General features: G+C 69.9%; 19 protein-coding genes and 1 tRNA gene. 11 read left to right on the forward strand and 9 right to left on the reverse strand.

Going from position 1 to position 26,122, the window contains the following annotated elements; translation table 11 throughout:
• Positions 1–245: 245 nt before the first annotated feature.
• Complete coding sequence (gene polA, locus AB0E07_RS00110) at positions 246–2,972, reverse strand: DNA polymerase I (RefSeq protein WP_362244655.1); 2,727 nt, start codon at positions 2,970–2,972, stop codon at positions 246–248.
• A gap of 158 nt (positions 2,973–3,130) precedes the next feature.
• Here polA and AB0E07_RS00115 point away from each other — a divergent pair, with 158 nt between their 5' ends.
• From AB0E07_RS00115 to AB0E07_RS00145, 7 genes are all read left to right on the forward strand, one after another.
• Complete coding sequence (locus tag AB0E07_RS00115; protein WP_362244657.1) at positions 3,131–5,428, forward strand: FdhF/YdeP family oxidoreductase; 2,298 nt, start codon at positions 3,131–3,133, stop codon at positions 5,426–5,428.
• Between the two features lie 57 nt (positions 5,429–5,485).
• Entirely contained in the window at positions 5,486–5,974 is a 489-nt protein-coding gene (locus tag AB0E07_RS00120; RefSeq protein WP_362244659.1) for a hotdog fold thioesterase, read from the forward strand.
• Positions 5,975–6,849: 875 nt separating this feature from the next.
• Positions 6,850–8,079, forward strand: a complete 1,230-nt coding sequence (locus AB0E07_RS00125) for a branched-chain amino acid ABC transporter substrate-binding protein (RefSeq protein WP_362245716.1) — start codon at positions 6,850–6,852, stop codon at positions 8,077–8,079.
• 149 nt (positions 8,080–8,228) lie between these two features.
• Complete coding sequence (locus AB0E07_RS00130; RefSeq protein ID WP_362244661.1) at positions 8,229–9,158, forward strand: branched-chain amino acid ABC transporter permease; 930 nt, start codon at positions 8,229–8,231, stop codon at positions 9,156–9,158.
• Between the two features lie 4 nt (positions 9,159–9,162).
• Complete coding sequence (locus tag AB0E07_RS00135) at positions 9,163–10,971, forward strand: branched-chain amino acid ABC transporter permease (protein WP_362244663.1); 1,809 nt, start codon at positions 9,163–9,165, stop codon at positions 10,969–10,971.
• A 6-nt stretch (positions 10,972–10,977) separates the two neighbouring features.
• The gene (locus AB0E07_RS00140; RefSeq protein WP_362244665.1) at positions 10,978–11,889 is read left to right on the forward strand and encodes an ABC transporter ATP-binding protein; all 912 of its coding nucleotides are present in this window, start codon (positions 10,978–10,980) and stop codon (positions 11,887–11,889) included.
• Complete coding sequence (locus AB0E07_RS00145) at positions 11,886–12,602, forward strand: ABC transporter ATP-binding protein (RefSeq protein WP_362244667.1); 717 nt, start codon at positions 11,886–11,888, stop codon at positions 12,600–12,602. Before AB0E07_RS00140 ends, AB0E07_RS00145 begins: the two co-directional genes overlap by 4 nt.
• An 88-nt stretch (positions 12,603–12,690) precedes the next feature.
• Here the strand turns inward: AB0E07_RS00145 and AB0E07_RS00150 are convergent, their stop codons facing one another.
• The gene (locus AB0E07_RS00150; RefSeq protein ID WP_362244669.1) at positions 12,691–13,347 is read right to left on the reverse strand and encodes a response regulator; all 657 of its coding nucleotides are present in this window, start codon (positions 13,345–13,347) and stop codon (positions 12,691–12,693) included.
• Positions 13,348–13,447: 100 nt separating this feature from the next.
• On the opposite strand from AB0E07_RS00150, the gene AB0E07_RS00155 reads away from it, so the two are divergent.
• From AB0E07_RS00155 to AB0E07_RS00165, 3 genes are all read left to right on the forward strand, one after another.
• Positions 13,448–13,522, forward strand: a tRNA-Leu gene (locus AB0E07_RS00155).
• 106 nt (positions 13,523–13,628) lie between these two features.
• Entirely contained in the window at positions 13,629–14,417 is a 789-nt protein-coding gene (locus AB0E07_RS00160) for a helix-turn-helix domain-containing protein (protein ID WP_362244671.1), read from the forward strand.
• Between the two features lie 32 nt (positions 14,418–14,449).
• A complete protein-coding gene (locus AB0E07_RS00165) occupies positions 14,450–15,211 on the forward strand; it encodes a transcriptional regulator (RefSeq protein WP_362244673.1) in 762 nt (253 codons plus the stop codon).
• Positions 15,212–15,219: 8 nt separating this feature from the next.
• Here the strand turns inward: AB0E07_RS00165 and pyk are convergent, their stop codons facing one another.
• Positions 15,220–16,656, reverse strand: a complete 1,437-nt coding sequence (pyk, locus tag AB0E07_RS00170; RefSeq protein ID WP_362244675.1) for a pyruvate kinase — start codon at positions 16,654–16,656, stop codon at positions 15,220–15,222.
• Between the two features lie 166 nt (positions 16,657–16,822).
• Positions 16,823–17,533: an SIMPL domain-containing protein gene (locus AB0E07_RS00175; RefSeq protein ID WP_362244677.1), complete on the reverse strand. Its 711-nt coding sequence runs from the start codon at positions 17,531–17,533 to the stop codon at positions 16,823–16,825.
• Between the two features lie 180 nt (positions 17,534–17,713).
• On the opposite strand from AB0E07_RS00175, the gene AB0E07_RS00180 reads away from it, so the two are divergent.
• Positions 17,714–19,516 carry a 5'-nucleotidase C-terminal domain-containing protein gene (locus tag AB0E07_RS00180; protein WP_362244679.1) on the forward strand — a complete coding sequence of 601 codons (1,803 nt, stop codon included), beginning with the start codon at positions 17,714–17,716 and terminating at the stop codon, positions 19,514–19,516.
• 31 nt (positions 19,517–19,547) lie between these two features.
• Here the strand turns inward: AB0E07_RS00180 and AB0E07_RS00185 are convergent, their stop codons facing one another.
• From AB0E07_RS00185 to AB0E07_RS00205, 5 genes are all read right to left on the reverse strand, one after another.
• Positions 19,548–20,957, reverse strand: a complete 1,410-nt coding sequence (locus tag AB0E07_RS00185; RefSeq protein WP_362244681.1) for a SidA/IucD/PvdA family monooxygenase — start codon at positions 20,955–20,957, stop codon at positions 19,548–19,550.
• Complete coding sequence (locus AB0E07_RS00190; protein WP_362244683.1) at positions 20,954–22,390, reverse strand: aminotransferase class V-fold PLP-dependent enzyme; 1,437 nt, start codon at positions 22,388–22,390, stop codon at positions 20,954–20,956. The genes AB0E07_RS00185 and AB0E07_RS00190 overlap by 4 nt, the downstream gene beginning before the upstream one ends.
• A gap of 160 nt (positions 22,391–22,550) precedes the next feature.
• On the reverse strand, positions 22,551–25,034 hold the full coding sequence (pepN, locus tag AB0E07_RS00195) for an aminopeptidase N (RefSeq protein WP_362244685.1): 2,484 nt from the start codon (positions 25,032–25,034) through the stop codon (positions 22,551–22,553).
• Positions 25,035–25,090: 56 nt separating this feature from the next.
• Positions 25,091–25,621, reverse strand: coding sequence for a response regulator (locus AB0E07_RS00200; protein WP_362245718.1), 531 nt, complete (start codon positions 25,619–25,621; stop codon positions 25,091–25,093).
• 141 nt (positions 25,622–25,762) lie between these two features.
• Positions 25,763–26,113: a chorismate mutase gene (locus AB0E07_RS00205; protein WP_362244687.1), complete on the reverse strand. Its 351-nt coding sequence runs from the start codon at positions 26,111–26,113 to the stop codon at positions 25,763–25,765.
• Between the last annotated feature and the right edge of the window lie 9 nt (positions 26,114–26,122).

Here is a 26,122-nt window from a genome sequence, read left to right on the forward strand (position 1 = left end):
AGTTGCGGGGCACTCCCGTGGCGGGGTGGCCGGTGTCGTGGGTGGGGCGCGGGTCGTGTGTGGCTTGGCGCGCAGTTCCCCGCGCCCCTGGACGGCGCTGTTGTGCCGCCGTCTTTGTTGCGGGGCACTCCCGTGGCGGGGTGGCCGGTGTCGTGGGTGGGGCGCGGGTCGTGTGTGGCTTGGCGCGCAGTTCCCCGCGCCCCTGGACGGCACTGGCGTGCCGCCCTCTTTCCCCCTGTGGGGGGTTAGTGGGCTGCGGATTCCCAGTTGGGGCCGTCGCCGACTGAGACGCCCAGGGGGACGTCCAGGGTGACCGCGGTGGACATCTGGTCGCGGACCAGGGTCTCCGCGCGCTCCCGTTCGCCCGGGGCCACCTCCAGCACGATTTCGTCGTGGACCTGGAGGAGCATCCGGGACTTCAGACCGGCCTCGCGCAGGGCCTCGTCGACCTTGAGCATGGCGATCTTCACGATGTCGGCCGCGGTGCCCTGGATCGGGGCGTTCAGCGCCATCCGCTCGGCCGCCTCACGGCGCTGGCGGTTGTCGCTGTTGAGGTCGGGCAGATAGCGGCGGCGGCCGAAGAGCGTGGCCGTGTAGCCCGTCGCGCGGGCCTCGTCGACCGCGCGGCGCAGGTAGTCCCGTACGCCGCCGAAGCGCTCGAAGTAGGCGTCCATCAGGGCGCGCGCCTCGCCCGCCTCGATGTTCAGCTGCTGCGAGAGGCCGAAGGCCGACAGGCCGTACGCCAACCCGTACGACATCGCCTTGATCTTGCGGCGCATCTCCGCGTCCACCGCGGACGGCTCGACGCCGAAGACCTGGGAGGCGGCGGTGGTGTGCAGGTCCTCGCCCGAGGTGAAGGCCTCGATCAGGCCCGCGTCCGCGGACAGGTGGGCCATCACCCGCAGCTCGATCTGGCTGTAGTCCGCCGTCATCAGCGACTCGAAACCCTCGCCGACGACGAAGCCGCGGCGGATCGCCCGGCCCTCGTCCGTGCGGACGGGGATGTTCTGGAGGTTCGGGTCGGTGGAGGAGAGCCGGCCGGTCGCGGCGACCGTCTGGTTGAAGGTGGTGTGGATACGGCCGTCCGCCGCGATCGTCTTGATCAGGCCCTCGACCGTGACCCGCAACTTCGCCTGCTCACGGTGGCGGAGCATGATCACCGGGAGTTCGTTGTCGGTCTGGCCGGCCAGCCAGGCCAGGGCGTCCGCGTCGGTGGTGTAGCCGGTCTTGGTCTTCTTCGTCTTCGGCAGCCCCAGCTCGCCGAAGAGGACCTCCTGGAGCTGCTTGGGCGAGCCCAGGTTGAACTCGTGGCCCGCCGCCGCGTGCGCCTCCTTCACCGCCTGCTGCACGGCGCCCGCGAACATCTGCTCCATGGACTCCAGGTGCGCCCGGTCCGCGGCGATGCCGTGCCGCTCCATCCGGGCCAGCAGCGCGGAGGTGGGCAGCTCCATGTCGCGCAGCAGATCGGCCGCGCCGACCTCCTCCAGCCGGCCCTCGAACGCCTCGCCCAGGTCGAGGACGGCGCGGGCCTGCACCATCAGCGCCTCGGCCTCGGCGCCCTCGTCGGCCCCGAAGGCCAGCTGCCCGTCGGCCGCGGCGGCCGGCGCCAGCTCGCGGTGGAGGTACTCCAGGGACAGCGCGTCCAGGTCGAAGGAGCGGCGGCCCGGCTTGACCAGGTAGGCGGCGAGGGCGGTGTCCATGGACACGCCCGCCACGGTCCAGCCGTGCTCGGCGAAGACGCGCATCGCGCCCTTGGCGCTGTGGAAGACCTTGGGACGGCCGGCGTCGGCCAGCCACTCCGCGAACGCCGTCTCGTCGGCCTCGTCCAGCTGGGACGGGTCGAACCAGGCCGCGGGACCGCCCGCGGCGGCCAGCGCCACCTCGGCGACCGAGCCGGCGCCCAGCGCCCAGGTGTCGACGGTGGCGACCCCGAGGGTCCCGCCACCGTGCTCGGCCAGCCACGGGGCCAGCTCACCGGTGCCCAGGACCGCGCCGTCCAGCTCCACGCCCTCCGCGACGACCGGCGCCTCCTCGGCCTCCTCCGCGCCGGGGTCGACGGCCAGCAGCCGCTCCCGCAGGGAGGGGTTGCGGATCTCCAGGGTGTCCAAAACCATCGCGAGCGCCTTGCGGTCGTACGCGGTCCGCTCCAGGTCGGTGACCGTCTTCGGCAGCTCGACGGTGCGCACCATCTCCGTCAGACGACGGTTGAGCTTGACCGCCTCCAGGTGGTCCCGGAGGTTCTGGCCCGCCTTGCCCTTGACCTCCTCGACCCGCTCGACCAGCTCCGCGAACGAACCGAACTGGTTGATCCACTTCGCCGCGGTCTTCTCACCGACACCCGGGATACCGGGCAGGTTGTCGGACGGGTCGCCCCGCAGGGCCGCGAAGTCCGGGTACTGCGCGGGCGTCAACCCGTACTTCTCGACGACCTTCTCCGGAGTGAACCGGGTCAGCTCCGACACGCCCTTCGTCGGGTACAGCACCGTGGTGTGCTCGCTGACCAGCTGGAAGGAGTCCCGGTCTCCGGTGACGATCAGCACCTCGAAGCCCTCGGCCTCGGCCTGGGTGGCGAGCGTCGCGATCACGTCGTCGGCCTCGAAGCCGTCGACCGCGAACCGGGAGACGTGCATGGTGTCGAGCAGCTCGCCGATCAGCTCGACCTGCCCCTTGAACTCGTCCGGGGTCTTGGAACGGTTCGCCTTGTACTCCGTGAACTCCTCGGAGCGCCAGGTCTTGCGCGACACGTCGAAGGCGACCGCGAAGTGCGTGGGCGCCTCGTCGCGCAGCGTGTTGGCCAGCATCGACGCGAAGCCGTAGATGGCGTTCGTCGGCTGCCCCGTCGCGGTCGTGAAGTTCTCCGCGGGCAGCGCGAAGAACGCGCGGTACGCAAGGGAATGCCCGTCCATGAGCATCAGCCGCGGACGGCCGGCGCCGGGGTTCGTCTCGGTCTTCTTCGATGCTGTCTCTGCCACGTCCCCGATCCTGCCACGCCGCACTGACAGTCGGTGCCGCGCACACCCGGGGGCCGCCCTCGGCCCCACCCCGGACGCCGTCACCGACACGTGCGAGGATCGAAGAGGTACCTCACACACACGGCCGTGCGGCCGTGCAGTCGTAAGGAGAGCGTGCGATGGCGACGAAGCCACCCAAGGGCGATCCCGTCCAGGACGCACCGCAGGTCGCCGGACCCCAGCACGCCGCCGCGGGACTGCCCGCCATCGGGCACACCCTGAGAATGGCCCGGCAGCAGATGGGCGTGAGGCGGACCGCGCTGACGCTGTTGCGCGTCAACCAGAAGGACGGCTTCGACTGCCCCGGCTGCGCCTGGCCGGAGCCGGAGCACCGGCACACCGCCGAGTTCTGCGAGAACGGCGCCAAGGCGGTCGCCGAGGAGGCCACCCTGCGCCGGGTGACCCCTGAGTTCTTCGCCGCGCACTCCGTGACCGACCTCGCCGGCCGCAGCGGCTACTGGCTGGGACAGCAGGGCCGGCTGACCCATCCCATGTACCTGCCCGAGGGCGGCGACCACTACGAGCCGGTCACCTGGGAACGCGCCTTCGACATCGTCGCCGAGGAGCTGACCGCGCTCGCCTCCCCCGACGAGGCCCTCTTCTACACCTCGGGCCGGACCAGCAACGAGGCCGCGTTCCTGTACCAGCTCTTCGCCCGCGAGTTCGGCACCAACAACCTGCCGGACTGCTCGAACATGTGCCACGAGTCGTCCGGTTCGGCGCTGAACGAGACGATCGGCATCGGCAAGGGCAGCGTCCTGCTGGAGGACCTCCACCGGGCGGACCTGATCATCGTCGCCGGGCAGAACCCGGGCACCAACCACCCCCGGATGCTCTCGGCGCTGGAGAAGGCCAAGGCCGGCGGCGCCCGGGTGATCAGCGTCAACCCGCTGCCCGAGGCCGGGCTGGAGCGGTTCAAGAACCCGCAGACCGCGCAGGGCATGATCCGCGGCGCCGCGCTCACCGACCTGTTCCTGCAGATCCGCATCGGCGGCGACCAGGCCCTGTTCCGGCTGCTGAACAAGCTGATCCTCGCCGAGCAGGAGCGCGACCCCGCCTCGGGCGCCGTGGACGAGGACTTCGTGCGCGAACACACCCACGGCTACGAGGAGTTCGCCGCCGCGGCCCGGGACGCCGACTGGGGCGAGACGCTCACCGCGACCGGCCTCGCCCGGGAGGAGATCGAGCGGGCGCTGCGGATGGTCCTCGACTCCGAACGGACCATCGTGTGCTGGGCGATGGGACTCACCCAGCACAAGCACTCGGTGCCGACCATCCGCGAGGTGGTCAACTTCCTGCTGCTGCGCGGCAACATCGGCCGGCCCGGCGCGGGCGTCTGCCCGGTGCGCGGCCACTCCAACGTCCAGGGCGACCGGACGATGGGCATCTTCGAGCGGCCCGCGCCGGCCTTCCTCGACGCCCTGGAGCGGGAGTTCGGGTTCGCTCCCCCGCGCGAGCACGGCCATGACGTCGTCGAGGCCATCCGTGCGATGCGCGACGACCGGGCGAAGGTGTTCTTCGCGATGGGCGGCAACTTCGTGTCCGCCTCCCCCGACACGGAGGTGACCGAGGCGGCGATGCGGCGGGCGCGGCTGACCGTGCACGTGTCGACCAAGCTGAACCGCTCGCACGCGGTCACCGGTGCGCGGGCGCTGATCCTGCCGACGCTGGGCCGCACCGAACGCGATCTCCAGGCGAGCGGCGAGCAGTTCGTGACCGTGGAGGACTCCATGGGCATGGTGCACGCCTCGCGCGGGCGGCTGGAACCGGCGAGCGGGCACCTGCTGTCCGAGCCGGCCATCGTGTGCCGGCTGGCGCGCCGGGTGCTCGGGGCGGACAGCCGGGTGCCGTGGGAGGAGTTCGAGAAGGACTACGCGACCGTCCGCGACCGCATCGCCCGGGTCATCCCGGGGTTCGAGGACTTCAACGCGCGCGTGGCCGACCCCGGCGGCTTCGCCCTGCCGCACGCCCCGCGCGACGAACGGCGGTTCCCGACCGCCACCGGCAAGGCCAACTTCACCGCGGCGCCCGTGGAGTACCCGGAGCTGCCCGAGGGACGGCTGCTGCTCCAGACGCTGCGCTCGCACGACCAGTACAACACCACGATCTACGGGCTCGACGACCGTTACCGGGGGATCCGGAACGGCCGACGGGTGGTCCTGGTGAACCCGGAGGACGCGGCGGCCCTCGGAGTGGCCGACGGGGCCTACGTGGACCTGGTCGGGGAGTGGCGGGACGGCGTCGAACGGCGCGCGCCCGGCTTCCGGGTCGTGCACTATCCGACGGCCCGGGGGTGCGCGGCGGCGTACTACCCGGAGACCAATGTGCTGGTGCCGCTGGACTCCACCGCGGACACCAGCAACACCCCGGCCAGCAAGTCCGTCGTGGTGCGTCTGGAACAATCGGCGACCGACTGAGCGTTTGCTCAGGTGCCGGCGGACGCCGGACCGGACCGACGAACGGAGTCAGGCCCCATGGGCGAGCAGCAGCAGGTGAAGTTCCCGCAGGAGATCATCGACGAGTACGCCGCGCTCGGGGTGGACCTTCCGGCACTGTTCTCGGCGGGGCATCTGGGCAACCGGATGGGCGTGCAGATCCTGGAGGCCTCGGCGGACCGGGTCGTCGGCACGATGCCGGTGGAGGGGAACACCCAGCCGTACGGTCTGCTGCACGGGGGCGCCTCGGCCGTCCTCGCCGAGACGCTCGGCTCCGTGGGGTCCATGCTGCACGGCGGGTCGACGAAGATCGCCGTCGGCGTCGACCTGAACTGCACCCACCACCGGGGCGTCCGGTCGGGCCTGGTGACGGGCGTGGCCACACCGGTGCACCGGGGCCGGACGACCGCGACCTACGAGGTCGTGATCACCGACGAGAACGACAAGCGCGTCTGCACCGCCCGCCTGACCTGCCTGCTGCGCGACGTCCGCCCCGGCGACGGCGAGCCCGTGGGCGCCACCGGCTGACCCGCCCGGCACCACTCGATCACCCGGCGGGCCGGGCCGTGGATCACCGCACCACGGCCCGGCCCGAACTCCCGCCCGGTATTCGATCATTGACGGGCGCGCCCTCGCCGGCACTCCCCCGGGCCCGCGTCGTCACGCTGGGCGCATCGCCCGCCGTCACCGTCCCCGCGGCCCGAGCGGTCCCCCCGAGCCCCGACGATCATCGGACCACCCTCCCGCACCCCGGCCCTCCGACGTCACCACACGGGACCGAACCGACCTCAAGAGAAGCTCAACTCCTTTCTCACCAGGGGTCGTTGCACTCTCGCCCGAGCCACCGCGCCCGACCCCGACGTCACCCCACGGATCCCAGGGATGATCACCGGCTCACGAGGCCCGAAAACCGAGTTCGCCTTCCTCGGTGGCACAACTCGGCGCATCACGGCGGAGATTTCCGTATCCGACTGTTCGGAACTGCCCCTGAATGCGGAGCTTCCCTTTCCCGGCGTAACGCTGCGTAACACTCGCGCAATACAACGCGGCGGCCCCGACTTCGGCCACGCATTCCCCGGCGGCGTTTCCGGCCCCCTCCACGGGGCCCGCGGCCCCGAACCCGCCCGACCTGCCCCACTGCCAACCGGAAGTGCGGGTTCTCAGAATGCGGACCGAGCGGAAATTCCGCCAAAACGGCTGAGAGCACCCCCCACCGAAGGCCTCGCTCCACCCCGTCATAACAAGAAAGTCACAAGGAAGCCCACGCCGATGCCCATCTCCACATACCGGGCTTAGAGTCACGGCCAGTCACCGCTCCATCGGGAGTTCGGTACCAGCGCGGCACTCTTCGCCCCCAACAGGGGCGGGTGTGACTGCGGAAAGGACTGATTGTGCGACGTTCCTTGGTGATACTTACCTCCGTCCTCGCGACCGGAGCGCTGTCCCTCACCGCCTGCGGCTCCCGAGACGACAACGGCGGCGGCGACAGCAACAGCGGCGAGACCACGACGCTGACCATCGGTGTCGACGCCCCGCTCTCCGGTGAGAACTCCACCACCGGCCTCGGCATCCAGTACGGCGCCCAGATCGCTGTCGACGACGCGAACAAGAACAAGCTCGTCCCGGGCGTGACCTTCAAGCTGAAGGCCTACGACGACAAGGCGCAGCCGGCCACCGGCCAGACCAACGCCACCGCCATCACCGGCGACAAGACGGCCGTCGGCGCCGTCGGCCCGCTGAACTCCGGCGTCGCCCAGACCATGCAGCAGGTCTTCGCCTCCGCCAACATGGTCCAGATCTCCCCGTCCAACACCAACCCCGAGCTCACCCAGGGCAAGGACTGGCAGGGCGAGAAGAAGCGGCCGTTCGACACCTACTTCCGCACGGCCACCACGGACGAGCTCCAGGGCAGCTTCGCCGCGGACTACGCCTACAACGGCCTCAAGAAGAAGAGCGTCTTCGTCGTCGACGACAAGCAGACGTACGGCGCCGGCCTGGCGAAGATCTTCAGCGAGCAGTTCAAGAAGCTCGGCGGCAAGGTCGTCGAGACGGACCACGTCAACACCGGTGACAAGGACTTCGGTTCGCTCGTCACCAAGATCAAGAACTCCAAGGCCGACATCCTCTACTACGGCGGCCAGTACGACGAGTCCGCGCTGCTCACCAAGCAGATGAAGGACGGCGGCGTGAAGATCCCGCTGTTCGGCGGTGACGGCATGTTCGCCACCACCTACATCGAGGCCGGCGGCAAGCCCACCGAGGGCGACCTCGCCACCGCGATCGGTGTCCCCGCGGACACCCTGCCCGCCGCCAAGCAGTTCATCGAGACCTACAAGTCCAAGGGCTACAAGGGTGACTACGGCGCCTACGGCGCGTACTCCTACGACGCCACCACCGCCATCATCAAGGCCGTGAAGGCGGTCGTGGACGCCAACGACGGCAAGGTCCCCAGCGACATCAACGACCTGCGTGCCAAGGTCGTCGCCGAGGTCCAGAAGTCGGACTTCGAGGGTCTCTCCGGCAAGGTCTCCTTCGACGAGTACGGCGACACCACCAACAAGCAGCTGACGGTTTACCAGGTTGAAAACGGTGCGTGGAAGGCTGTGAAGACCGGCACCGCCGACCTCGGCTGACCCAGGCAGCTCCGCAGCAACGCGGGCCGCGCGGGAGGGGACCCCGACCGCGCGGCCCGTTCTCACACCCGGACCTGCACACGTTCAGTGCACCCACGACCTTGCACGAGACCAGTGCACACGACATCCAGCGACATGGAGGCCATGCGGTGAACACCCTGCCGCAGCAGCTGGCCAACGGGCTGCTTCTAGGCTCGATGTACGGGCTGATCGCCATCGGCTACACGATGGTGTACGGCATCGTCCAGCTCATCAACTTCGCGCACGGCGAGATCTTCATGACCGGCGCCTTCGGCGCGTTCACGGTCTACTTCTACATCCTTCCCGACGGCACCGCGATGGCCGTCGCCGTCCCCCTCATGCTGATAGGCGGCGGCCTCGTCGCCATCCTCATCGCCGTCGGGGCGGAACGGTTCGCCTACCGACCACTGCGCGGAGCACCACGACTGGCACCGCTCATCACCGCGATCGGCCTCTCCCTGGCCCTCCAGGAAGTCGTCCGGAACTTCTACCCCGGCGCCGACCGAGCCATCGCCTTCCCCGGCCTCGACGCCACCCACGAGATCGGCTCCGTCACCATCAAGGACGCCGACATCTTCCTGATCGTCGCCGCCCTCCTGTGCATGGCCTCCCTGGCCTTCTTCGTCCGCAAGAGCCGCACCGGCCGCGCCATGCAGGCCACCGCCCAGGACCCGGACACCGCCCAGCTCATGGGCATCGACACCAACCGCATCATCGTGATCGCCTTCGCGATCGGCGGCTTCTTCGCCGCCGTCGCCGCAGTCGCCTACGGCCTGAAGTACGGCAACATCGACTACCGCATGGGCTTCCTCATGGGCCTCAAGGCGTTCACCGCGGCCGTCCTCGGCGGCATCGGCAACATCTACGGCGCCATGCTCGGCGGACTCGTCCTCGGCGTCGCCGAGACCCTCGCCTCCGCCTACATCGACGAGATCCCCGGCATGCAGCAGCTCGGCGGCCAGAGCTGGGCCAACGTCTGGGCCTTCTGCCTCCTCATCCTCGTACTCCTGGTCAGGCCACAGGGCCTGCTCGGCGAGCGCGTCGCGGACAGGGCGTGATCACGTGACCGAGATCGAGAAGACCTCCCCGGACACCGCGGCGGCCCCCGCCGCACCCGCCCCCCGCGGCCTGCTCCCCCTCCCGCTCGCCACCGCGCGCGCCCTGCTCCTGGCCGGCGGCATCGCCACCGCGGCCTCGGCCTTCCTCGCCTGGACCTGGACCTCCGAGTTCCCCGGCGACCTCACCTACTACGGCTACCCCGGCGGCCTGCAGTGGCTGACCCTCGTCGCCGGCGTCCTCACCACCCTGTTCGCGCTCTCCGCCTACGGCGTCCGCGGACTCGGCTGGCTCCTGCCCGCCAGGAACAACGCGCCCCTGGCACTCATCGCACTCGGCGGCCTCGGCACCACCTGGTACACCGTCATCTCGATCTGCGTCGAACTCGGCGGTGTCGTCAACCTGGAGCCCGGCGCCTACATCGCCGCCATCGCCTCCCTGCTGCCGGTCCTCGGCGCCCTCTCCCTGCCCGAGCAGCTCGGCGAGGACACCAAGGACAACCTCAAGGCCTACGTCGCCAAGGCCGAGCGGATCCCCGCCGCGCAGCCCCTCGCCCCCTGGGCGGAGCGAGCCGTCATCACCGCGGTCACCGCACTCGGCCTCTTCGTCTTCACCTACGGCATCGACACCGAGTACGGCGAACTCTTCGTCGGCTACCTGATCCTGGTCAGCTTCTCCCTGTGGGCCCTGCACACCGGCGGCGTACTCGACCACTTCTCCCGGATCGTCGCCCACAACCGCAGCTTCACGCTCGCCATGGGCTTCGTCGCCGCCATCGCGTTCCCCTTCACCCAGACCGACGACCACTACGCCAACCTCGGCGTGAACATCCTGATCTTCGGAACGGTCGCCCTCGGTCTGAACATCGTCGTCGGCCTCGCCGGCCTGCTCGACCTCGGCTACGTCGCCTTCCTCGGCGTCGGCGCCTACACCGCCGCCCTGGTCTCCGGCTCCGAGTTCTCCCGGTTCTCCGGCGTCCAGTTCCCCTTCTGGGCCGCCGCCCTCACCGGCGCCGCAGCCTCCCTGCTGTTCGGCGTCCTGATCGGCGCCCCGACCCTGCGACTGCGCGGCGACTACCTCGCCATCGTCACCCTCGGCTTCGGTGAGATCTTCCGCATCGCCGTCAACAACATGGACGGCGACTCCGGCCCCGACATCACCAACGGCCCCAACGGCATCCCGTCCATCCCCGACCTGAACTTCTTCGGGTTCAACATGGGCGAATCGCACGACATCGCCGGCTTCACCCTCGGCCGCTTCGCCAACTACTACCTGCTGATGGTCCTGATCATGGCCATCGTCGTCCTCGTCTACACACGCGCCGCGGACTCCCGCATCGGCCGCTCCTGGATCGCCATCCGCGAGGACGAGACCGCCGCCACCGCCATGGGCATCAACGGCTTCCGGGTCAAGCTCGTCGCCTTCGCCCTCGGCGCCGCCCTCGCCGGCCTCGCCGGCACCGTCAGCGCCCACGTCACCTACTCCGTCGTCCCGACGCCGTACCAGTTCGCCGGCTCCACCCCGCCCAACTCGGCGTTCCTGCTCGCGGCCGTCGTCCTCGGCGGCATGGGCACCGTCGCCGGCCCGCTCCTCGGCGCCGCACTGCTCTACCTCCTCCCGGAGAAGCTCAACTTCCTCCAGGAGAAGTCGCTGCTCGCCTTCGGCATCGCGCTGGTGCTGCTGATGCGCTTCCGCCCGGAAGGCATCATCGCCAACCGCCGCCGGCAGCTGGAGTTCCACGAGACCGGCCAACTCGACGTACCACAACAAGCGACGCTGACCGACGAACCGGCCGTCACCAAGGCAGGGGCGTAACGAACCATGACGACACCTGTACTCGAAGCACGCGGCGTCACCATGCGCTTCGGCGGCCTCACCGCCGTCCGCTCGGTCGACTTCACGGTCAACGCCGGTGAAATCGTCGGCCTGATCGGCCCCAACGGCGCCGGCAAGACCACCTTCTTCAACTGCCTCACGGGCCTGTACGTCCCCACCGAGGGCACGGTCTCCTACCAGGGCACGGTCCTGCCGCCCAAGCCGCACCTGGTGACCAAGGCGGGCATCGCCCGTACGTTCCAGAACATCCGCCTCTTCGCCAACATGACGGTCCTGGAGAACGTCCTCGTCGGCCGCCACACGCGGACCAAGGAGGGCCTGTGGTCGGCGCTGCTGCGCGGACCCGGCTTCAAGAAGGCGGAAGCGGCCAGCGAGGAACGGGCCATGGAACTCCTGGAGTTCATCGGTCTCGCCCACAAGCGCGACCACCTCGCCCGCAACCTCCCCTACGGCGAGCAGCGCAAGCTGGAGATCGCCCGCGCCCTCGCCTCCGACCCCGGCCTGCTCCTCCTCGACGAGCCCACGGCCGGCATGAACCCCCAGGAGACGCGGGCCACCGAGGACCTCGTCTTCGCCATCCGCGACAAGGGCATCGCCGTCCTCCTCATCGAGCACGACATGCGCTTCGTCTTCAACCTCAGCGACCGCGTCGCCGTCCTCGTCCAGGGCGAGAAGCTCGTCGAGGGCACCTCCGAGGTCGTCCAGGCCGACGAGCGCGTCGTCGCCGCCTACCTGGGCGAGCCCTTCGAGGGCGCGCCCGGAGCGGCCGAGGCCGCCGAGGTCGAGGCCGCCGAGGCCGGTGCCGCCTCCGCCCCGACCGCCGAGAGCGACGCCCCGGAGGACGCGGCCGAGGACGAGGCGCCGAGCACCACCAGCACCAAGGGAGAAGCCCAGTGACCGCACTGCTAGAGGTCGAGGACCTCAGGGTCTCCTACGGCAAGATCGAAGCCGTCAAGGGCATCTCCTTCAGCGTCGAGGCCGGCCAGGTCGTCACCCTCATCGGCACCAACGGCGCCGGTAAGACCACGACCCTGCGCACCCTCTCGGGCCTGCTCAAGCCCACCTCCGGGAAGATCCTGTTCGACGGCCAGCCGCTCACCGGCATCGCCGCCCACAAGATCGTCGCGCTGGGCCTGGCCCACTCCCCCGAGGGCCGGCACATCTTCCCGCGCCTGACCATCTTCGAGAACCTCCAGCTCGGCGCCTTCCTCAGGAAGGACAAGGAGGGCATCGAGAAGGACATCCAGAAGGCGTACGACCTGTTCCCCATCCTCGGAGAGCGCCGCAACCAGGCGGCCGGCACCCTCTCCGGCGGTGAGCAGCAGATGCTCGCCATGGGTCGCGCCCTGATGTCCCAGCCGAAGCTGCTGATGCTCGACGAGCCCTCCATGGGCCTGTCGCCGATCATGATGCAGAAGATCATGGCGACGATCGCCGAGCTGAAGTCGCAGGGCACCACGATCCTGCTCGTCGAGCAGAACGCCCAGGCGGCGCTCTCCCTCGCCGACCAGGGTCACGTCATGGAGGTCGGCAACATCGTCCTGTCCGGCACCGGCCAGGACCTCCTCCACGACGAGTCGGTCCGCAAGGCCTACCTCGGCGAGGACTGAGCCCCCTCCCCGGTTCCACGGCGAAGGCCCGCACCCCACCGGAATTCCGGGGGTGCGGGCCTTCGCCGTACACGCTCGCCGCCGAGGCTCAGCCCTTCGCGGCCTTCTTCTCCTCGGCGTCCAGGATGACCGCCTCCGCGACCTGCTGCATCGACATCCGCCGGTCCATCGACGTCTTCTGGATCCACCGGAACGCGGCCGGCTCGGACAGCCCGTACTCCGTCTGCAACACCGACTTCGCGCGGTCCACCAGCTTCCGCGTCTCCAGCCGCTGGGTGAGGTCGGCGACCTCCTTCTCCAGCTCCCGCAGCTCCGTGAAACGCGAGACGGCCATCTCGATCGCCGGCACGACGTCGCTCTTGCTGAACGGCTTCACCAGGTACGCCATCGCGCCGGCGTCGCGCGCCCGCTCCACGAGGTCGCGCTGCGAGAACGCGGTGAGCATCAGCACCGGGGCGATGCTCTCCTCGGCGATCTTCTCGGCGGCGGAGATGCCGTCCAGCTTCGGCATCTTCACATCGAGGATGACGAGGTCGGGCTTGTGCTCCCGGGCCAGCTCGATCGCCTGCTCCCCGTCACCGGCCTCGCCGACGACGGAGTACCCCTCTTCCTCGAGCATCTCTTTCAGGTCGAGCCGGATCAGCGCTTCGTCCTCGGCGATGACGACACGGGTCGTCAGCGGAGGCACGTGCGACTTGTCGTCGTCGGGCACGTCTACGGGCTGGGGCGACTCGGGGGCGGTCACTTGGGCTCCTCGTTCAGGGCAGGGGTGCTGCTCCCAAGAGCCTACCTAGCTGCGGTATGGTGGGTCCGCCTGGGGGTTGTGATTCCCCTGCTTTTCTAAGGCCCCAGTACTCCAACCGGTTAGAGAGGCCGCTCTCAAACAGCGGACAGTGTGGGTTCGAATCCCACCTGGGGCACTTTTCCTTAGATTCCAAGGTCGGCAATAGCAAGCGGATGTGCACGTTCTCGTGAACATCCGCTTTTTGCTGCGTGGCGCGGCCGCAGCTTTAACAGAGTGTTCACGTGAACTCCTATGGCACTGACGTGCGACAGAAGGCACTGACCCTCCTCCGCGACGGAATGAGCAACGCCGACGTGGCGCGCGGCCTCAGGGTGCCCGTCGGAACGATCAGCTACTGGAAGCACCTGGACCGTGCGAAACGCGGCGAGTGTCCCGGCAAACACGATCCGAAATGCCCACGGTGCGACGGGCGGAAACTCGACGAGTCGGCCTACAGCTACCTTCTCGGCCTCTATCTCGGCGACGGCCACATCAGCCAGTACACGCAGCATCGCGTACCGAATCTGATGATCACCTGCGCCGACTCCTGGCCTGGCCTGATGGACGACTGCGAGCAGGCCATGCGCGCGGTCTTCCCGGGCAACTCCGTATGCCGCGTCCGCAGGACCGGCTGCCACAACGTGAAGGTGTACTCGAAGCACCTGCACTGCCTGTTCCCTCAGCACGGCCCCGGCAAGAAGCACGAGCGCCGAATCACGCTCGAACCCTGGCAGCAACGCATCGTCGACGCCCACCCGTGGGAGTTCATCCGTGGGCTCATCCACTCCGACGGATGCCGCGTCGTCAACTGGACCACTCGCCTCGTAGGCGGTGAGCGCAAGCGCTACGACTACCCCCGGTACTTCTTCTCCAACAAGTCAGACGACATCCGGAAGCTCTTCGCGGACACCCTCGACAAGGTCGGTGTCGAGTGGACGACCCTGGCGCGCGGCAGCGACCCGTTCAACATCTCCGTCGCTCGCAAAGCCTCGGTCGCCCTGCTCGACACCCACGTGGGCCCCAAACACTGACCCCCGCCGACCACCGTCAACAGGGTGTGCGCATGTACGACCTGAGTACTCGTGAGCGAGCCCTGGCGTTGCTGGGCCAGGGGCGCAGTCTGAACTCCGTCAGCAAGGAGACCGGTGTGTCCCGGGCCGCGATTCGGGCGTGGCTGACCCGCATCGACCCGCTGCCGCGAATGCGGCGAACTCCTTGTTCCCGCTGCGGTCCCGTGCCGGAGCCGCCTGCCGACGAGGCGGCGTACAGCTATCTGCTCGGGCTGTACCTGGGTGACGGGTGCATCAGCCCTGCCAGGGCGGGCTACTACCTGCGCATCGCCTGCGCCGACGCTTGGCCCGGCCTCATCGAGGCGTGTGCGGCGGCGGTCGAGGCGGTCAATCCGAGCGGGAGGGCGAGCCGGGTGCGGGCTGTCGGCCACACGTCCGTGGTCGGCTACAGCAGGCACTGGACGTGTCTGTTTCCGCAGCACGGGCCCGGCAAGAAGCACGAGCGCCGGATCGTGCTCGAACCCTGGCAGCGGCGCGTCGTGGACGCCCGTCCCTGGGAGTTCGTCCGTGGACTCATCCACTCCGACGGATGCCGGGTGATCAACTGGACCACCCGGACCGTCGGCGGCGAGCCCAAGCGCTACGCGTATCCGCGGTACTTCTTCACCAACGTGTCCGACGACATCCGGCAGCTCTACACGGACACCCTCGACCGCCTCGGAGTCGAGTGGACGCGGGGCGGCGTGCACAACATCTCGGTGGCCAGGAAGGCGTCCGTCGCCCTCCTGGACCTCCACGTCGGCCCCAAGCACTGACCCCCCGCCTACTTCGGGCTGTCGTCCTCGCCGATGTGGTGGACGCGGACCAGGTTGGTGGAGCCGGAGACTCCGGGGGGTGAGCCGGCCGTGATGACGACGATGTCGCCCTTCTTGCAGCGGCCGTACTTGAGGAGGAGTTCGTCGACCTGGTCGACCATCGCGTCCGTGGAGTCGACGTGCGGGCCGAGGAAGGTCTCCACGCCCCAGGTCAGGTTGAGCTGGGAGCGGGTGGCCGGCTCGGGGGTGAAGGCGAGCAGGGGGATGGGTGAGCGGTAGCGGGAGAGGCGGCGGACGGTGTCGCCGGACTGGGTGAAGGCGACGAGGTACTTGGCGCCGAGGAAGTCGCCCATCTCGGCGGCGGCGCGGGCGACGGCGCCGCCCTGGGTGCGGGGCTTGTTCCGTTCGGTGAGCGGGGGCAGGCCCTGGGCGAGGAGGTCTTCCTCGGCCGCTTCGACGATGCGGGACATGGTGCGGACGGTCTCGATGGCGTACTTGCCGACGCTGGTCTCGCCGGAGAGCATGACCGCGTCGGTGCCGTCGATCACGGCGTTGGCGACGTCGCTGGCCTCGGCCCGGGTGGGGCGGGAGTTCTCGATCATGGAGTCGAGCATCTGGGTGGCGACGATGACGGGCTTGGCGTTGCGCTTGGCGAGTTTGACGGCGCGCTTCTGGACGATCGGGACCTGCTCCAGGGGCATTTCCACGCCGAGGTCGCCGCGGGCGACCATGATGCCGTCGAAGGCGGCGACGATGTCGTCGATGTTCTCGACGGCCTGGGGCTTCTCGATCTTGGCGATGACGGGGAGGCGGCGGCCTTCCTCGTCCATGATGCGGTGGACGTCCTCGATGTCGCGGCCGCTGCGGACGAAGGAGAGGGCGATGACGTCGAAGCCGGTGCGCAGGGCCCAGCGGAGGTCGGCCTCGTCCTTGTCGGAGAGGGCGGGGACGGAGACGGCGACGCCGGGGAGGTTGAGGCCCTTGTGGTCGGAGATCATGCCGCCTTCGACGACCGTGGTGCGGACGCGGGGTCCGTCGACGGCGGTGACTTCGAGGCAGACCTTGCCGTCGTCGACGAGGACGCGTTCGCCGGGGGTGACGTCGGCGGCGAGGCCGGCGTAGGTGGTTCCGCAGCTCTCGCGGTCGCCCTCGGCGCCTTCCTCCACGGTGATGGTGAAGGTGTCGCCGCGTTCAAGGAGTACAGGTCCTTCGGTGAAGCGGCCGAGGCGGATCTTCGGGCCTTGAAGGTCGGCGAGGAGGCCGACGCTGCGGCCGGTCTCGTCTGAGGCCTTGCGTACGCGCTGGTAGCGCTCCTCGTGTTCGGCGTGTCCGCCGTGGCTGAGGTTGAAGCGGGCGACGTCCATTCCGGCCTCGACCAGTTCCTTGATCTGGTCGTACGAGTCGGTGGCGGGCCCCAGAGTACAAACGATCTTTGCTCGGCGCATGTTTCGAGCCTATGTCTTACCGGCGGGTAGTGAATTGGCCCTGCATGACTACCCAACAACCTTTTCATGAAGGGCTATTGACAAGTGTTGAATTGTGCAGGGGGGTGCTCCGATGAGCATTCGAATGTCGGCCGGGTTTTCTTGAAATGCCCCTGAGGAACCGAAATCACAGGCGCGGCGGCGCCATGGTGAAGCGGGCGGTCACTTCGGCGTGAACATGCTGGCGCTGGGGTTCGAGGTCGAGGGCGGCGGCGGTGTCCTCGGCGGCCTCGGCGTAGGCCATCACGCGCATCCGGCTCCGGGAGGCCGCCCGGGGCGCGTCCTCGGTGCCGGTGTCGGCGAGTTCCACGAGGGCCGTGAGGGAGGTGCCGAGCGCCTCGGCGTATTCGCGGGCCCGTCGGACGGCGTCGTGGACGGCTTCCTGGCGGGCGCGGCGGTGGGCCGGGGAGTCGGGGCGCAGGTCCCACCAGGGCCCGTCGACGCGGGTGAGGTCCAAGTCGGCGAGGCGGGTGGCGAGTTCGCCGAGGGCGGTGAAGTCGGTGAGTTCCGCGGTGAGGTGGACGCTGCCGTGGTAGGTGCGGACGCGGTCGCCGCGGCCGTGTTTGGTCAGTTCGGGGCTGACGGAGAAGGTGCCGGTCTCGATGTGCCGGACGGCGTCGCCGTAGGACCTGACGAGGTCGAGGGCGGTGGTGTTGCGGCGGGTGAGGTCGTCGAGGGCGGTGCGGCGGTCCTTGCCGCGGGAGGTGACGGTGATGCCGATGCGGCCGGTCTCGGGGTCGACTTCGACGTGGGCCTCGCCGCGGACCGTGAGTCGGGGGGCGTCGGGGGTGCCGTGGGGGGTGGTGGTCCGGGGGCGGTCTTCTTCGGGGGTGGTCATACGTCCCACTGTGTCACCGGTTGGGGTTTTGACGGGGTGTTGATTCACAGGGTCGGTCATCGGATCGAAACCTGCCGGACCTGTTGCCGGTTGCCGTGTCCGGGTCAGAATCTACGCGCGTCGGTCCTAGTCGATCCAGGATCTACGCGCGTCGCGAACCAGCCCGAGGAGAACCGAGACATGCCCCTGAACCGTCGGAAGTTCCTGAAGAAGTCGGCCGTGACCGGAGCGGGAGTGGCGCTGACCGGCGCGGCGGCTCCGGCGGCGGAGGCCGCGGAGACGAAGAAGGGCCCCAAGCCCGCCAAGCGGTACTCCCTGACGGTGATGGGCACGACCGACCTGCACGGCAACGTCTTCAACTGGGACTACTTCAAGGACGCCGAGTACACCGACACCAAGGGCAACGCCAAGGGCCTGGCCCGGATCGCCACCCTGGTGGCGCAGGTCCGCAAGGAGAAGGGGCGTGAGAACACGCTGCTCCTGGACGCCGGTGACACGATCCAGGGCACGCCCCTGACGTACTACTACGCCAAGGTCGAGCCGATCACCGCCAAGGGCGGTCCGGTGCACCCGATGGCGCAGGCGATGAACGCGATCGGGTACGACGCGGTGGCGCTCGGCAACCACGAGTTCAACTACGGCATCGAGACGCTGCGCAAGTTCGAGGACCAGTGCGACTTCCCGCTGCTGGGTGCGAACGCGCTGGACGCGAAGACGCTCAAGCCGGCCTTCCCGCCGTACTTCATGAAGAAGTTCCATGTGAAGGGCGCCCCGCCGGTCAAGGTCGCCGTCCTGGGTCTGACCAACCCGGGTATCGCGATCTGGGACAAGGCCTACGTCCAGGGCAAGTTGACGTTCCCGGGGCTGGAGGAGCAGGCGGCGAAGTGGGTGCCGAAGCTGCGGTCGATGGGCGCGGACGTGGTGGTGGTCTCGGCGCACTCGGGTTCCTCGGGCACCTCCTCCTACGGTGACCAGCTGCCGTACGTCGAGAACTCGGCGGCGCTGGTGGCGCAGCAGGTGCCGGGGATCGACGCGATCCTGGTGGGCCACGCGCACACGGAGATCGTCGAGTTGAAGGTGACGAACGAGAAGACGGGGAAGACGGTCGTCCTGTCGGAGCCGCTCTGCTACGCGCAGCGGCTGTCGCTGTTCGACATCGAGCTGGTCTTCGCCAAGGGCCGCTGGACGGTGGAGTCGGTGGCGGCGTCGGTGCGTGACTCCAAGACGGTCGCGGACGACCCGAGGATCACCAGGATGCTGGACGACGAGCACGAGAAGGTCGTGGCGTACGTCAACCAGGTCGTCGGTACCGCCACCGAGACGCTGACGACGGTGGAGGCCCGGTACAAGGACGCGCCGATCATCGACCTGATCACCAAGGTCCAGGAGGACGTGGTCAGGGCGGCGCTGGCGAGCACCGAGTACGCGGCGCTGCCGGTGATCGCGCAGGCGTCCCCGTTCTCGCGGACCTCGGAGATCCCGGCGGGCGAGGTGACCATCCGGGATCTGTCGAGCCTGTACGTGTACGACAACACGCTGGTCGCGAAGTTGATGACGGGTGCGCAGGTCAAGGCGTACCTGGAGTATTCGGCGGAGTACTTCGCGCAGACGGCGGCGGGTGCGGCCGTGGACGTGGAGAAGCTGACCAACGCGGCCGGCCGCCCGGACTACAACTACGACTACGTGTCGGGTCTGTCGTACGACATCGACATCGCGCAGCCGGCGGGTTCGCGGATCAGGAACCTGACCTATGGCGGGGTGGCGCTGGACGACGCGCAGCGGTTCGTGTTCGCGGTGAACAACTACCGGGCCAACGGTGGTGGCGCGTTCCCGCACGTGGCGTCGGCGCAGGAGCTGTGGTCGGAGTCGACGGAGATCCGTACCCGGATCGCCGAGTGGGTGACGGCGAAGGGTGTGCTGGACCCGGCGGAGTTCGCTTCGGTGGACTGGAGGCTGACGCGGGACGGTACGCCGGTGTTCTAGTCCGGTCCGGGGTGTAGGGCTTTCGGGAGCCTCAGATCCCGTCCAGCAGCGGTGTCAGTGTCTTAGGGCGGCGCGCGGACGGGATCTGGGGCTGTCGTGTTTCCAGGCCGAAGCTGGTGAAGGCGGTGCGGGCGGGCAGGGGGTAGGGCTCCGTGCCGGTCAGGGAGTTGAGGATGGTGGCGCTGCGCCAGGCGGCGAGGCCGAGGTCGGGGGCGCCCACGCCGTGGGTGTGGCGTTCGGCGTTCTGGACGTGGATGTGGCAGCCGGCGCCGGTGACGGCGGGGTCGAGGTCGAGACGGAACTGCGCGTCGACGCGGGGGCGGTCGCGGCTGTCGCGGCGGAGGTAGGGGTCGAGTCCGGTGAGGAGGCGGTCCAGGGGGCGTTCGCGGTAGCCGGTGGCGAGGACGACGGCGTCGGTGGTGAGCCGGTCGCGGGTGTTCTGTTCGAGGTGTTCGAGGTGGAGTTCGACGCGGGTGTTGGCGATGCGGCCGGCGGTGCGGACGCGGACGCCGGGGGTGAGGACGGTGTCGGGCCAGCCGCCGTGCAGGGTGCGGCGGTAGAGCTCGTCGTGGATGGCGGCGAGGGTGTCGGCGCCGATGCCTTTGTGGAGCTGCCACTGGGTGGTGGCGAGCCGGTCGCGGACGGGTTCGGCGAGGGCGTGGAAGTAGCGGGTGTAGTCGGGGGTGAAGTGTTCGAGGCCGAGCTTGGAGTACTCCATGGGCGCGAACGCCTCGGTGCGGCCGATCCAGGTGAGGCGTTCCCGGCCGGCGGGGCGGGCGCGCAGCAGGTCGAGGAAGATCTCGGCTCCGGACTGTCCTGATCCGACGACGGTGATGTGTCCGGCGGTGAGGAGTTCGGCGCGGTGGTCGAGGTAGTCGGCGGCGTGGTGGACGGGGACGCCGGGGGCGTCGACGAGGGGTTTGAGCGGGTCGGGGACGTAGGGCTCGGTGCCGATGCCGAGGACGATGTTGCGGGTGAGGGTGCGGCCGAGGGCTTCGGCTTCTCCGTCGGCGTCGAGCTGGGTGAAGTCGACTTCGAAGACGTCGCGTTCGGGGTTGAAGCGGACGGCGTCGACCTGGTGGCCGAAGTGGAGTGCGGGCAGGTTCTGCGAGACCCAGCGGCAGTAGGCGTCGTATTCGGCGCGCTGGATGTGGAAGTGCTCGGCGAAGTAGAAGGGGAAGAGGCGGTCGCGGGCTCTGAGGTAGTTGAGGAAGGACCAGGGGCTGGTGGGGTCGGCGAGGGTGACGAGGTCGGCGAGGAAGGGGACTTGGACGGTGGTGCCGTCGATGAGCAGGCCGGGGTGCCAGTCGAAGGCGGGGCGCTGGTCGTAGAAGACGGTGTCGAGTTCGCCGAGGGGGTGGGCGAGGGCGGCGAAGGAGAGGTTGAACGGGCCGATGCCGATGCCGACCAGGTCGCGGGGGGTTTCGGGGGTGGGGCTCATCGGGGGGTGGTTCCTTCCACGAGTCCGAGCAGGGTGGTGAGGTCGCCCGGTGCGGTGCGGGGGTTGAGGAGGGTGGCCTTGAGCCAGAGCCGGCCGTCGAGGCGGGCGCGGCCGAGGACGGCCTGTCCGTCGGTGAGGAGGTGGCGGCGCAGGGCGGCGACGGTGGCGTCGGTGGCGGTGGCGGGGCGGAAGAGGACCGTGCTGAGGGTGGAGCGGTCGTGGAGTTCGAGGCGGGGGTGTGCCTCGATGAGGTCGGCGAGGTCGGTGGCGCGGTCGCAGACCTGGTCGACGAGGTCTCCGAGGCCCTGGCGGCCGAGGGTCGCGACGGTGGCGGCGATCTTGAGGATGTCGGGGCGGCGGGTGGTGCGTGGGGAGCGGGCGAGGAGGTCGGGGAGGCCGGCGTCGGTGTCGTCGTCGGCGTTGAGGTAGTCGGCGTGCTGGTGCAGGGCGTGGAGGTCGTCGGGGTCGCGGACGGCGAGGAGTCCGGCGGCGACGGGCTGCCAGCCCAGTTTGTGCAGGTCGAGGGTGACGGTCGCGGCGGCGGCCAGGCCGGTGAGGAGGTGGCGGCGGCGGTCGCTGAAGAGGAGGCCGCCGCCGTAGGCCGCGTCGATGTGCAGGCGGGCGTGGTGGCGGGCGCAGAGGGCGGCGATCTCGGGCAGGGGGTCGATGAGGCCGGCGTCGGTGGTGCCCGCGGTGGCGGCGACGAGGTGGGGGCCGGGCAGCCGGGTGAGTGCTTCGTCGAGGGCGGCGGGGTCGAGGGTGCCGGCGGGTGCGGGGACGGTGACGGGGTCGGGGAGGCCGAGGAGCCAGGCCGCTCTGGGCAGGGAGTGGTGGGCGTTGGCGCCGTGGACGAGGCGTACGCCGGGGTGTGCCTCGCGGGCGAGGAGGAGGGCGAGTTGGTTGGACTCGGTGCCGCCGGTGGTGACGAGTGCGTCGGGTGCTCCCCCGGTGCCGCCGGTGGTGACGAAGGCGTCGCGTGGTCCCCCGGTGCCGTCGTGGGCGGTGGCCGCGCGTCCTTCGGTGAAGGTCAGGGCGGCGAGTTCGCGGGCGAGGAGGGCTTCGAGTTCCGAGGCGGCCGGGGCCTGGTCCCAGGAGTCGAGGGAGGGGTTGAGGGTGCTCGCGGCGAGGTCGGCGGCGGTGGCGACGGCCAGGGGCGGGCAGTGCAGGTGGGCGGCGCAGAGTGGGTCGGCGGGGTCGGCGGAGCCTTCGGTGACGGCTCGGACGAGGGTGTAGAGGGCGGTCGGGTCGCCCTGCTCGGGGAGGAGGTCGCCGAGGGCGTCGCGCAGGCGGGCGGCGACGGCGTCCGGGCCGCCCCGGGGCAGGGGGCCGCCGCGGGCGCGGGTGCCGTCGCCGAGGGCGGTGAGGACGGTGTCGAGCAACGGCCCGAGGGCGTGCGGGCCTTGGGGACCCGAGGCGAGAGGCGGCGTGCTCATGCGGTCCAGCTTGTACGCCGTTGCAGTGCTGTGTCCGAAAAGCCCGGTGAGCGGAACCCGAAAGGGGGTACTTTCGCGCGGGGAATCCTGTCGGAAGGGGGCGGACGGAGGCACCACGGCCTCCGTCCGCCCCCCTGTCCGCCCCCGTCCGTCCCGGTGGTTACGCCTGGCGCACGCGCAACGCGCGTCCGAGGTCGTCCAGTTGGTCGACGAGTTTGCGGCGCAGCGCCGGAATCAGGTCGCCGTTCTTCAGGGTGGCCTCGCCCAGGCGGAGGGTCTCGGGGTCGACGGCGTGGACGGGGAACGCCCAGCGGCCGAGGACGTCGGCGATGGCGGGGCCGCGCCGGTCGGCGACGGCGACGGCGTCCTCGTAGAAGCGGGCCACGTACGGCTGGAGGAGTTCGGCCTGTTCGGGTTGCCAGAAGCCCTGGGCGGTGGCGGTGAGGAGGTAGTTGGAGAGGCTGTCGCCGTTGAACATGGCGTCCCAGGCGCGGGCCTTGGACTCGGGGTCGGGCAGGGCGGCGCGGCAGCGGGCGGCGCCCTCCTGGCCGGTGGCGCTGGGGTCGCTCGCGAGTTCGGCGGCGATGGCGGCCTCGTCGGTCTCGCCGAGGACGGCGAGCCGGGACAGGATGCGCCAGCGCAGGTCGGGGTCGAGTTCGGGGCCGCCGGGGACGGTGCCGTCGGAGAGCCAGCCGGCGATGGGTTCGGGGTGGCCGGCGACGTCGATGTAGTGGCGTACGGCGATGAGCCGCAGGCCGGGGTGGTCGCCGTCCTCGGTGCGGCGGATGAGGTCGCGGCACAGGGCGGAGAGGGTCGCGAGGGCGGCGGGGCGCTGCTCGGGGGTGAGGTAGCGGTCGGCGACCTGGGTGGAGGCGAAGCCGAGGACGCCCTGGACGAGGGCGAGGTCGGTTTCGCGCGGGAGGTGGGTGCGGGCGGTCTCCAGGTAGGCGGTGGCGGGGAGTTCGCCGTCGCGGACGGCGTCGCGGAGGGCGTTCCAGACGACGGCGCGGCTCAGCGGCTCGGGCAGTCCGGACAGGGCGGTGCTGACGCCGTCGAAGGAGTGGGCGTCGAAGCGGACCTTGGCGTAGGTGAGGTCGCCGTCGTTGAGGAGGAGCAGGGTGGGGCGCTTGCCGATGGGCTGCGGTTCGGCCTGCGGGACGTCGAGGTCGAGGCGTTCGCGCAGGGCGAGGTGGCGGCCCTCGTCGGCGACGTCGAGGTCGTAGAGGCCGACGGCGATGCGGTGGGGGCGGCTGCCGGTGTGCTCGACCCGGAGGGTGTGGGTGCCGTCGGTGCCGCGGGTGACGGTGGGGGTGAGGGTGTCGACGCCGGTGGTGCGCAGCCAGGCGTCGGCCCAGGCGTGGACGTCGCGGTCGGTGTGCGCGGCGAGGGATTCGATGAAGTCGGCGAGGGTGGCGTTGGCGAACCGGTGGCGTTCGAAGTGGGTGTTGATGCCGGCCAGGAAGTCCTTCTCGCCGAGCCAGGCGACGAGTTGGCGCAGTGCGGAGGCGCCCTTGGCGTAGGAGATGCCGTCGAAGTTGAGGAGGGCGGAGGCGGTGTCGTCGACGGCGTCGGGGGCGACGGGGTGGGTGGAGGGACGCTGGTCGGCGTCGTAGCCCCAGCCCTTGCGGACGACGCCGAAGTCGGTCCAGGTGTCGGTGAAGCGGGTCGCCTCGGTGAGGGTCTGGTAGCCCATGTACTCGGCGAAGGACTCGTTGAGCCAGATGTCGTCCCACCAGGCGAGGGTGACGAGGTCGCCGAACCACATGTGGGCCATCTCGTGGGCGATGACCATGGCGCGGGTCTGGCGTTCGGTGTCGGTGACGGCGGAGCGGTAGACGAACTCGTCGCGGAAGGTGACCAGTCCGGGGTTCTCCATGGCGCCGGCGTTGAACTCGGGGACGAAGGCCTGGTCGTAGGAGTCGAAGGGGTAGGGCTCGTCGAACTTCTCGTGGTAGCGGTCGTAGCACTGCTTGGTGATCTCGAACAGTTCGTCGGCGTCGGTGTCGAGGTAGGGCGCGAGGGAGGCGCGGCAGTGGAGGCCGAAGGGCAGTCCGCGGTGCCGGGTGGTGACGGAGTGCCAGGGGCCGGCGGCGACGGCGACGAGGTAGGTGGAGATCAGGGGGGTGGCCGCGGCCTTCCAGAGGCCGTCGGTGTGTTCGGTGACGCCGTTGGCGAGGACGGTCCAGCCCTCGGGGGCCTTGACGGTCAGCTCGAAGACGGACTTGAGGTCGGGCTGGTCGAAGGCGGCGAAGACGCGCTGGACGTCGTTCATGAACAGCTGGGTGTAGACGTAGGTCTCGCCGTCGCTGGGGTCGGTGAAGCGGTGCATGCCCTCGCCGGTGCGGGAGTAGCGCATGGCGGCGTCGACGCGCAGTTCGTGCTCGCCGGCGGTGAGGTTCTTCAGCGGGAGCCGGTTGCCGTCGAGGGATTCGGGGTCGAGGGGTTGTCCGTCGAGCGTGACCGAGCGCAGTTCCGCGGGCTTGACCTCGACGAAGGTGTCCGCGTCCGCGCGGGTGGCGAAGCGGATGACGGTGACGGAGTCGAAGGTCTCGTCGCCGGTGGTCAGATCGAGTTCGATCGTGTACCGGCGGACGTCGAGGAGCTGGGCACGGGTCTGCGCTTCGTCGCGCATCAGTACGGACATGCAGGACATGCTGCCTGATGGCGTCGGTGAGGCACAGAGGCGGACCGGTATGCGGTCTATGTCCTGTCCTGCGCCCGGCGGGCGGCGGTGTCGCGTTGCGGGGGTACGCGGGCGTCGACGCGGGGTGCGGCGGGCCGGCCGGGGTCGTCGCGGCCGTCGAGCAGGGCGCGCAGTTCGCGGACCTCCGTCTCCAGGGCGCGGTGGCGGAGGTGGGTGTCGTAGAGGTGGCGGACCTTGGTGCGTAACACCCCGGGGTCGACGGGTTGCGTCACGAGGTCGGCGACGCCGAGGCCGAAGGCGGCGGAGGTGAGTTCCTGGTCCGGGCCGAAGCCGGTCAGGAGAATGACCGGAATGTGCTGGGTCTGTTCCAGGCGGCGCATGTAGCGCACCACTTCCAGGCCGCTGACGCCGGGCATGCGGACGTCGAGGAGCAGAAGGCCGACCTGGCCGCGCAGGACCTGCTTGAGGGCCTCGTCGCCGGTGGTGGCGCGGCTGAGCCGGTAGCCGAGGGGGGCGAGTGCGCTCTCCAGGGCGTACAGCGTGTCCTGGTGGTCGTCGACGATGAGGATCCTGGCATCCGACGGCATGGCGTGACGTCCCTCCCGCATGGCGTGACCTGCTCGGGTCCGTGACGCTGACGGGCTGTGCCCGCCGGCTGACAAGGAGTGCACAGCGCAGCATGCCCCGTCGGGGCGTGCCGTGTCACGCGCGGGGAGGGACGGGGGGCGTCAGTTGGCCGTGGGCGCGGGGTCGTTGAGGGTGTCCTCGGCGATGCTCTCGTGGTGTCTGATGACCTCGGCGATGATGAAGTTCAGGAACTTCTCCGCGAAGGCCGGGTCGAGCTTGGCGTTCTCGGCGAGGGTGCGCAGCCGGGCGATCTGGCTGGATTCGCGGGCCGGGTCGGCGGGCGGCAGCTGGTGGGCGGCCTTGAGGTGTCCGACCTGCTGGGTGCATTTGAAGCGTTCGGCGAGCATGTGGACGACGGCCGCGTCGATGTTGTCGATGCTGTCGCGCAGCCGCGCGAGCTCCGCGCGGACGGCGGGGTCGACGTCGTCGTTCGTGGTGTTGCTGGTGGTCATGGGCGTGAA

The sequence above is a fragment of the Streptomyces sp. NPDC048002 genome (genome assembly GCF_040653275.1).
Classification (GTDB): domain Bacteria; phylum Actinomycetota; class Actinomycetes; order Streptomycetales; family Streptomycetaceae; genus Streptomyces.

What these genes read in the sequence shown, in the direction of transcription:
- AB0E07_RS00115 (WP_362244657.1), top strand. Translation starts at nt 3,131, where the DNA reads ATGGCGACGAAGCCACCCAAGGGCGATCCCGTCCAGGACGCACCGCAG.
- AB0E07_RS00120 (WP_362244659.1), top strand. Translation starts at nt 5,486, where the DNA reads ATGGGCGAGCAGCAGCAGGTGAAGTTCCCGCAGGAGATCATCGACGAG.
- AB0E07_RS00140 (WP_362244665.1), top strand. Translation starts at nt 10,978, where the DNA reads ATGACGACACCTGTACTCGAAGCACGCGGCGTCACCATGCGCTTCGGC.
- AB0E07_RS00165 (WP_362244673.1), top strand. Translation starts at nt 14,450, where the DNA reads ATGTACGACCTGAGTACTCGTGAGCGAGCCCTGGCGTTGCTGGGCCAG.
- pyk (WP_362244675.1), bottom strand. Translation starts at nt 16,656, where the DNA reads ATGCGCCGAGCAAAGATCGTTTGTACTCTGGGGCCCGCCACCGACTCG.
- AB0E07_RS00175 (WP_362244677.1), bottom strand. Translation starts at nt 17,533, where the DNA reads ATGACCACCCCCGAAGAAGACCGCCCCCGGACCACCACCCCCCACGGC.
- AB0E07_RS00180 (WP_362244679.1), top strand. Translation starts at nt 17,714, where the DNA reads ATGCCCCTGAACCGTCGGAAGTTCCTGAAGAAGTCGGCCGTGACCGGA.
- AB0E07_RS00185 (WP_362244681.1), bottom strand. Translation starts at nt 20,957, where the DNA reads ATGAGCCCCACCCCCGAAACCCCCCGCGACCTGGTCGGCATCGGCATC.
- AB0E07_RS00190 (WP_362244683.1), bottom strand. Translation starts at nt 22,390, where the DNA reads ATGAGCACGCCGCCTCTCGCCTCGGGTCCCCAAGGCCCGCACGCCCTC.
- pepN (WP_362244685.1), bottom strand. Translation starts at nt 25,034, where the DNA reads ATGTCCGTACTGATGCGCGACGAAGCGCAGACCCGTGCCCAGCTCCTC.
- AB0E07_RS00200 (WP_362245718.1), bottom strand. Translation starts at nt 25,621, where the DNA reads ATGCCGTCGGATGCCAGGATCCTCATCGTCGACGACCACCAGGACACG.
- AB0E07_RS00205 (WP_362244687.1), bottom strand. Translation starts at nt 26,113, where the DNA reads ATGACCACCAGCAACACCACGAACGACGACGTCGACCCCGCCGTCCGC.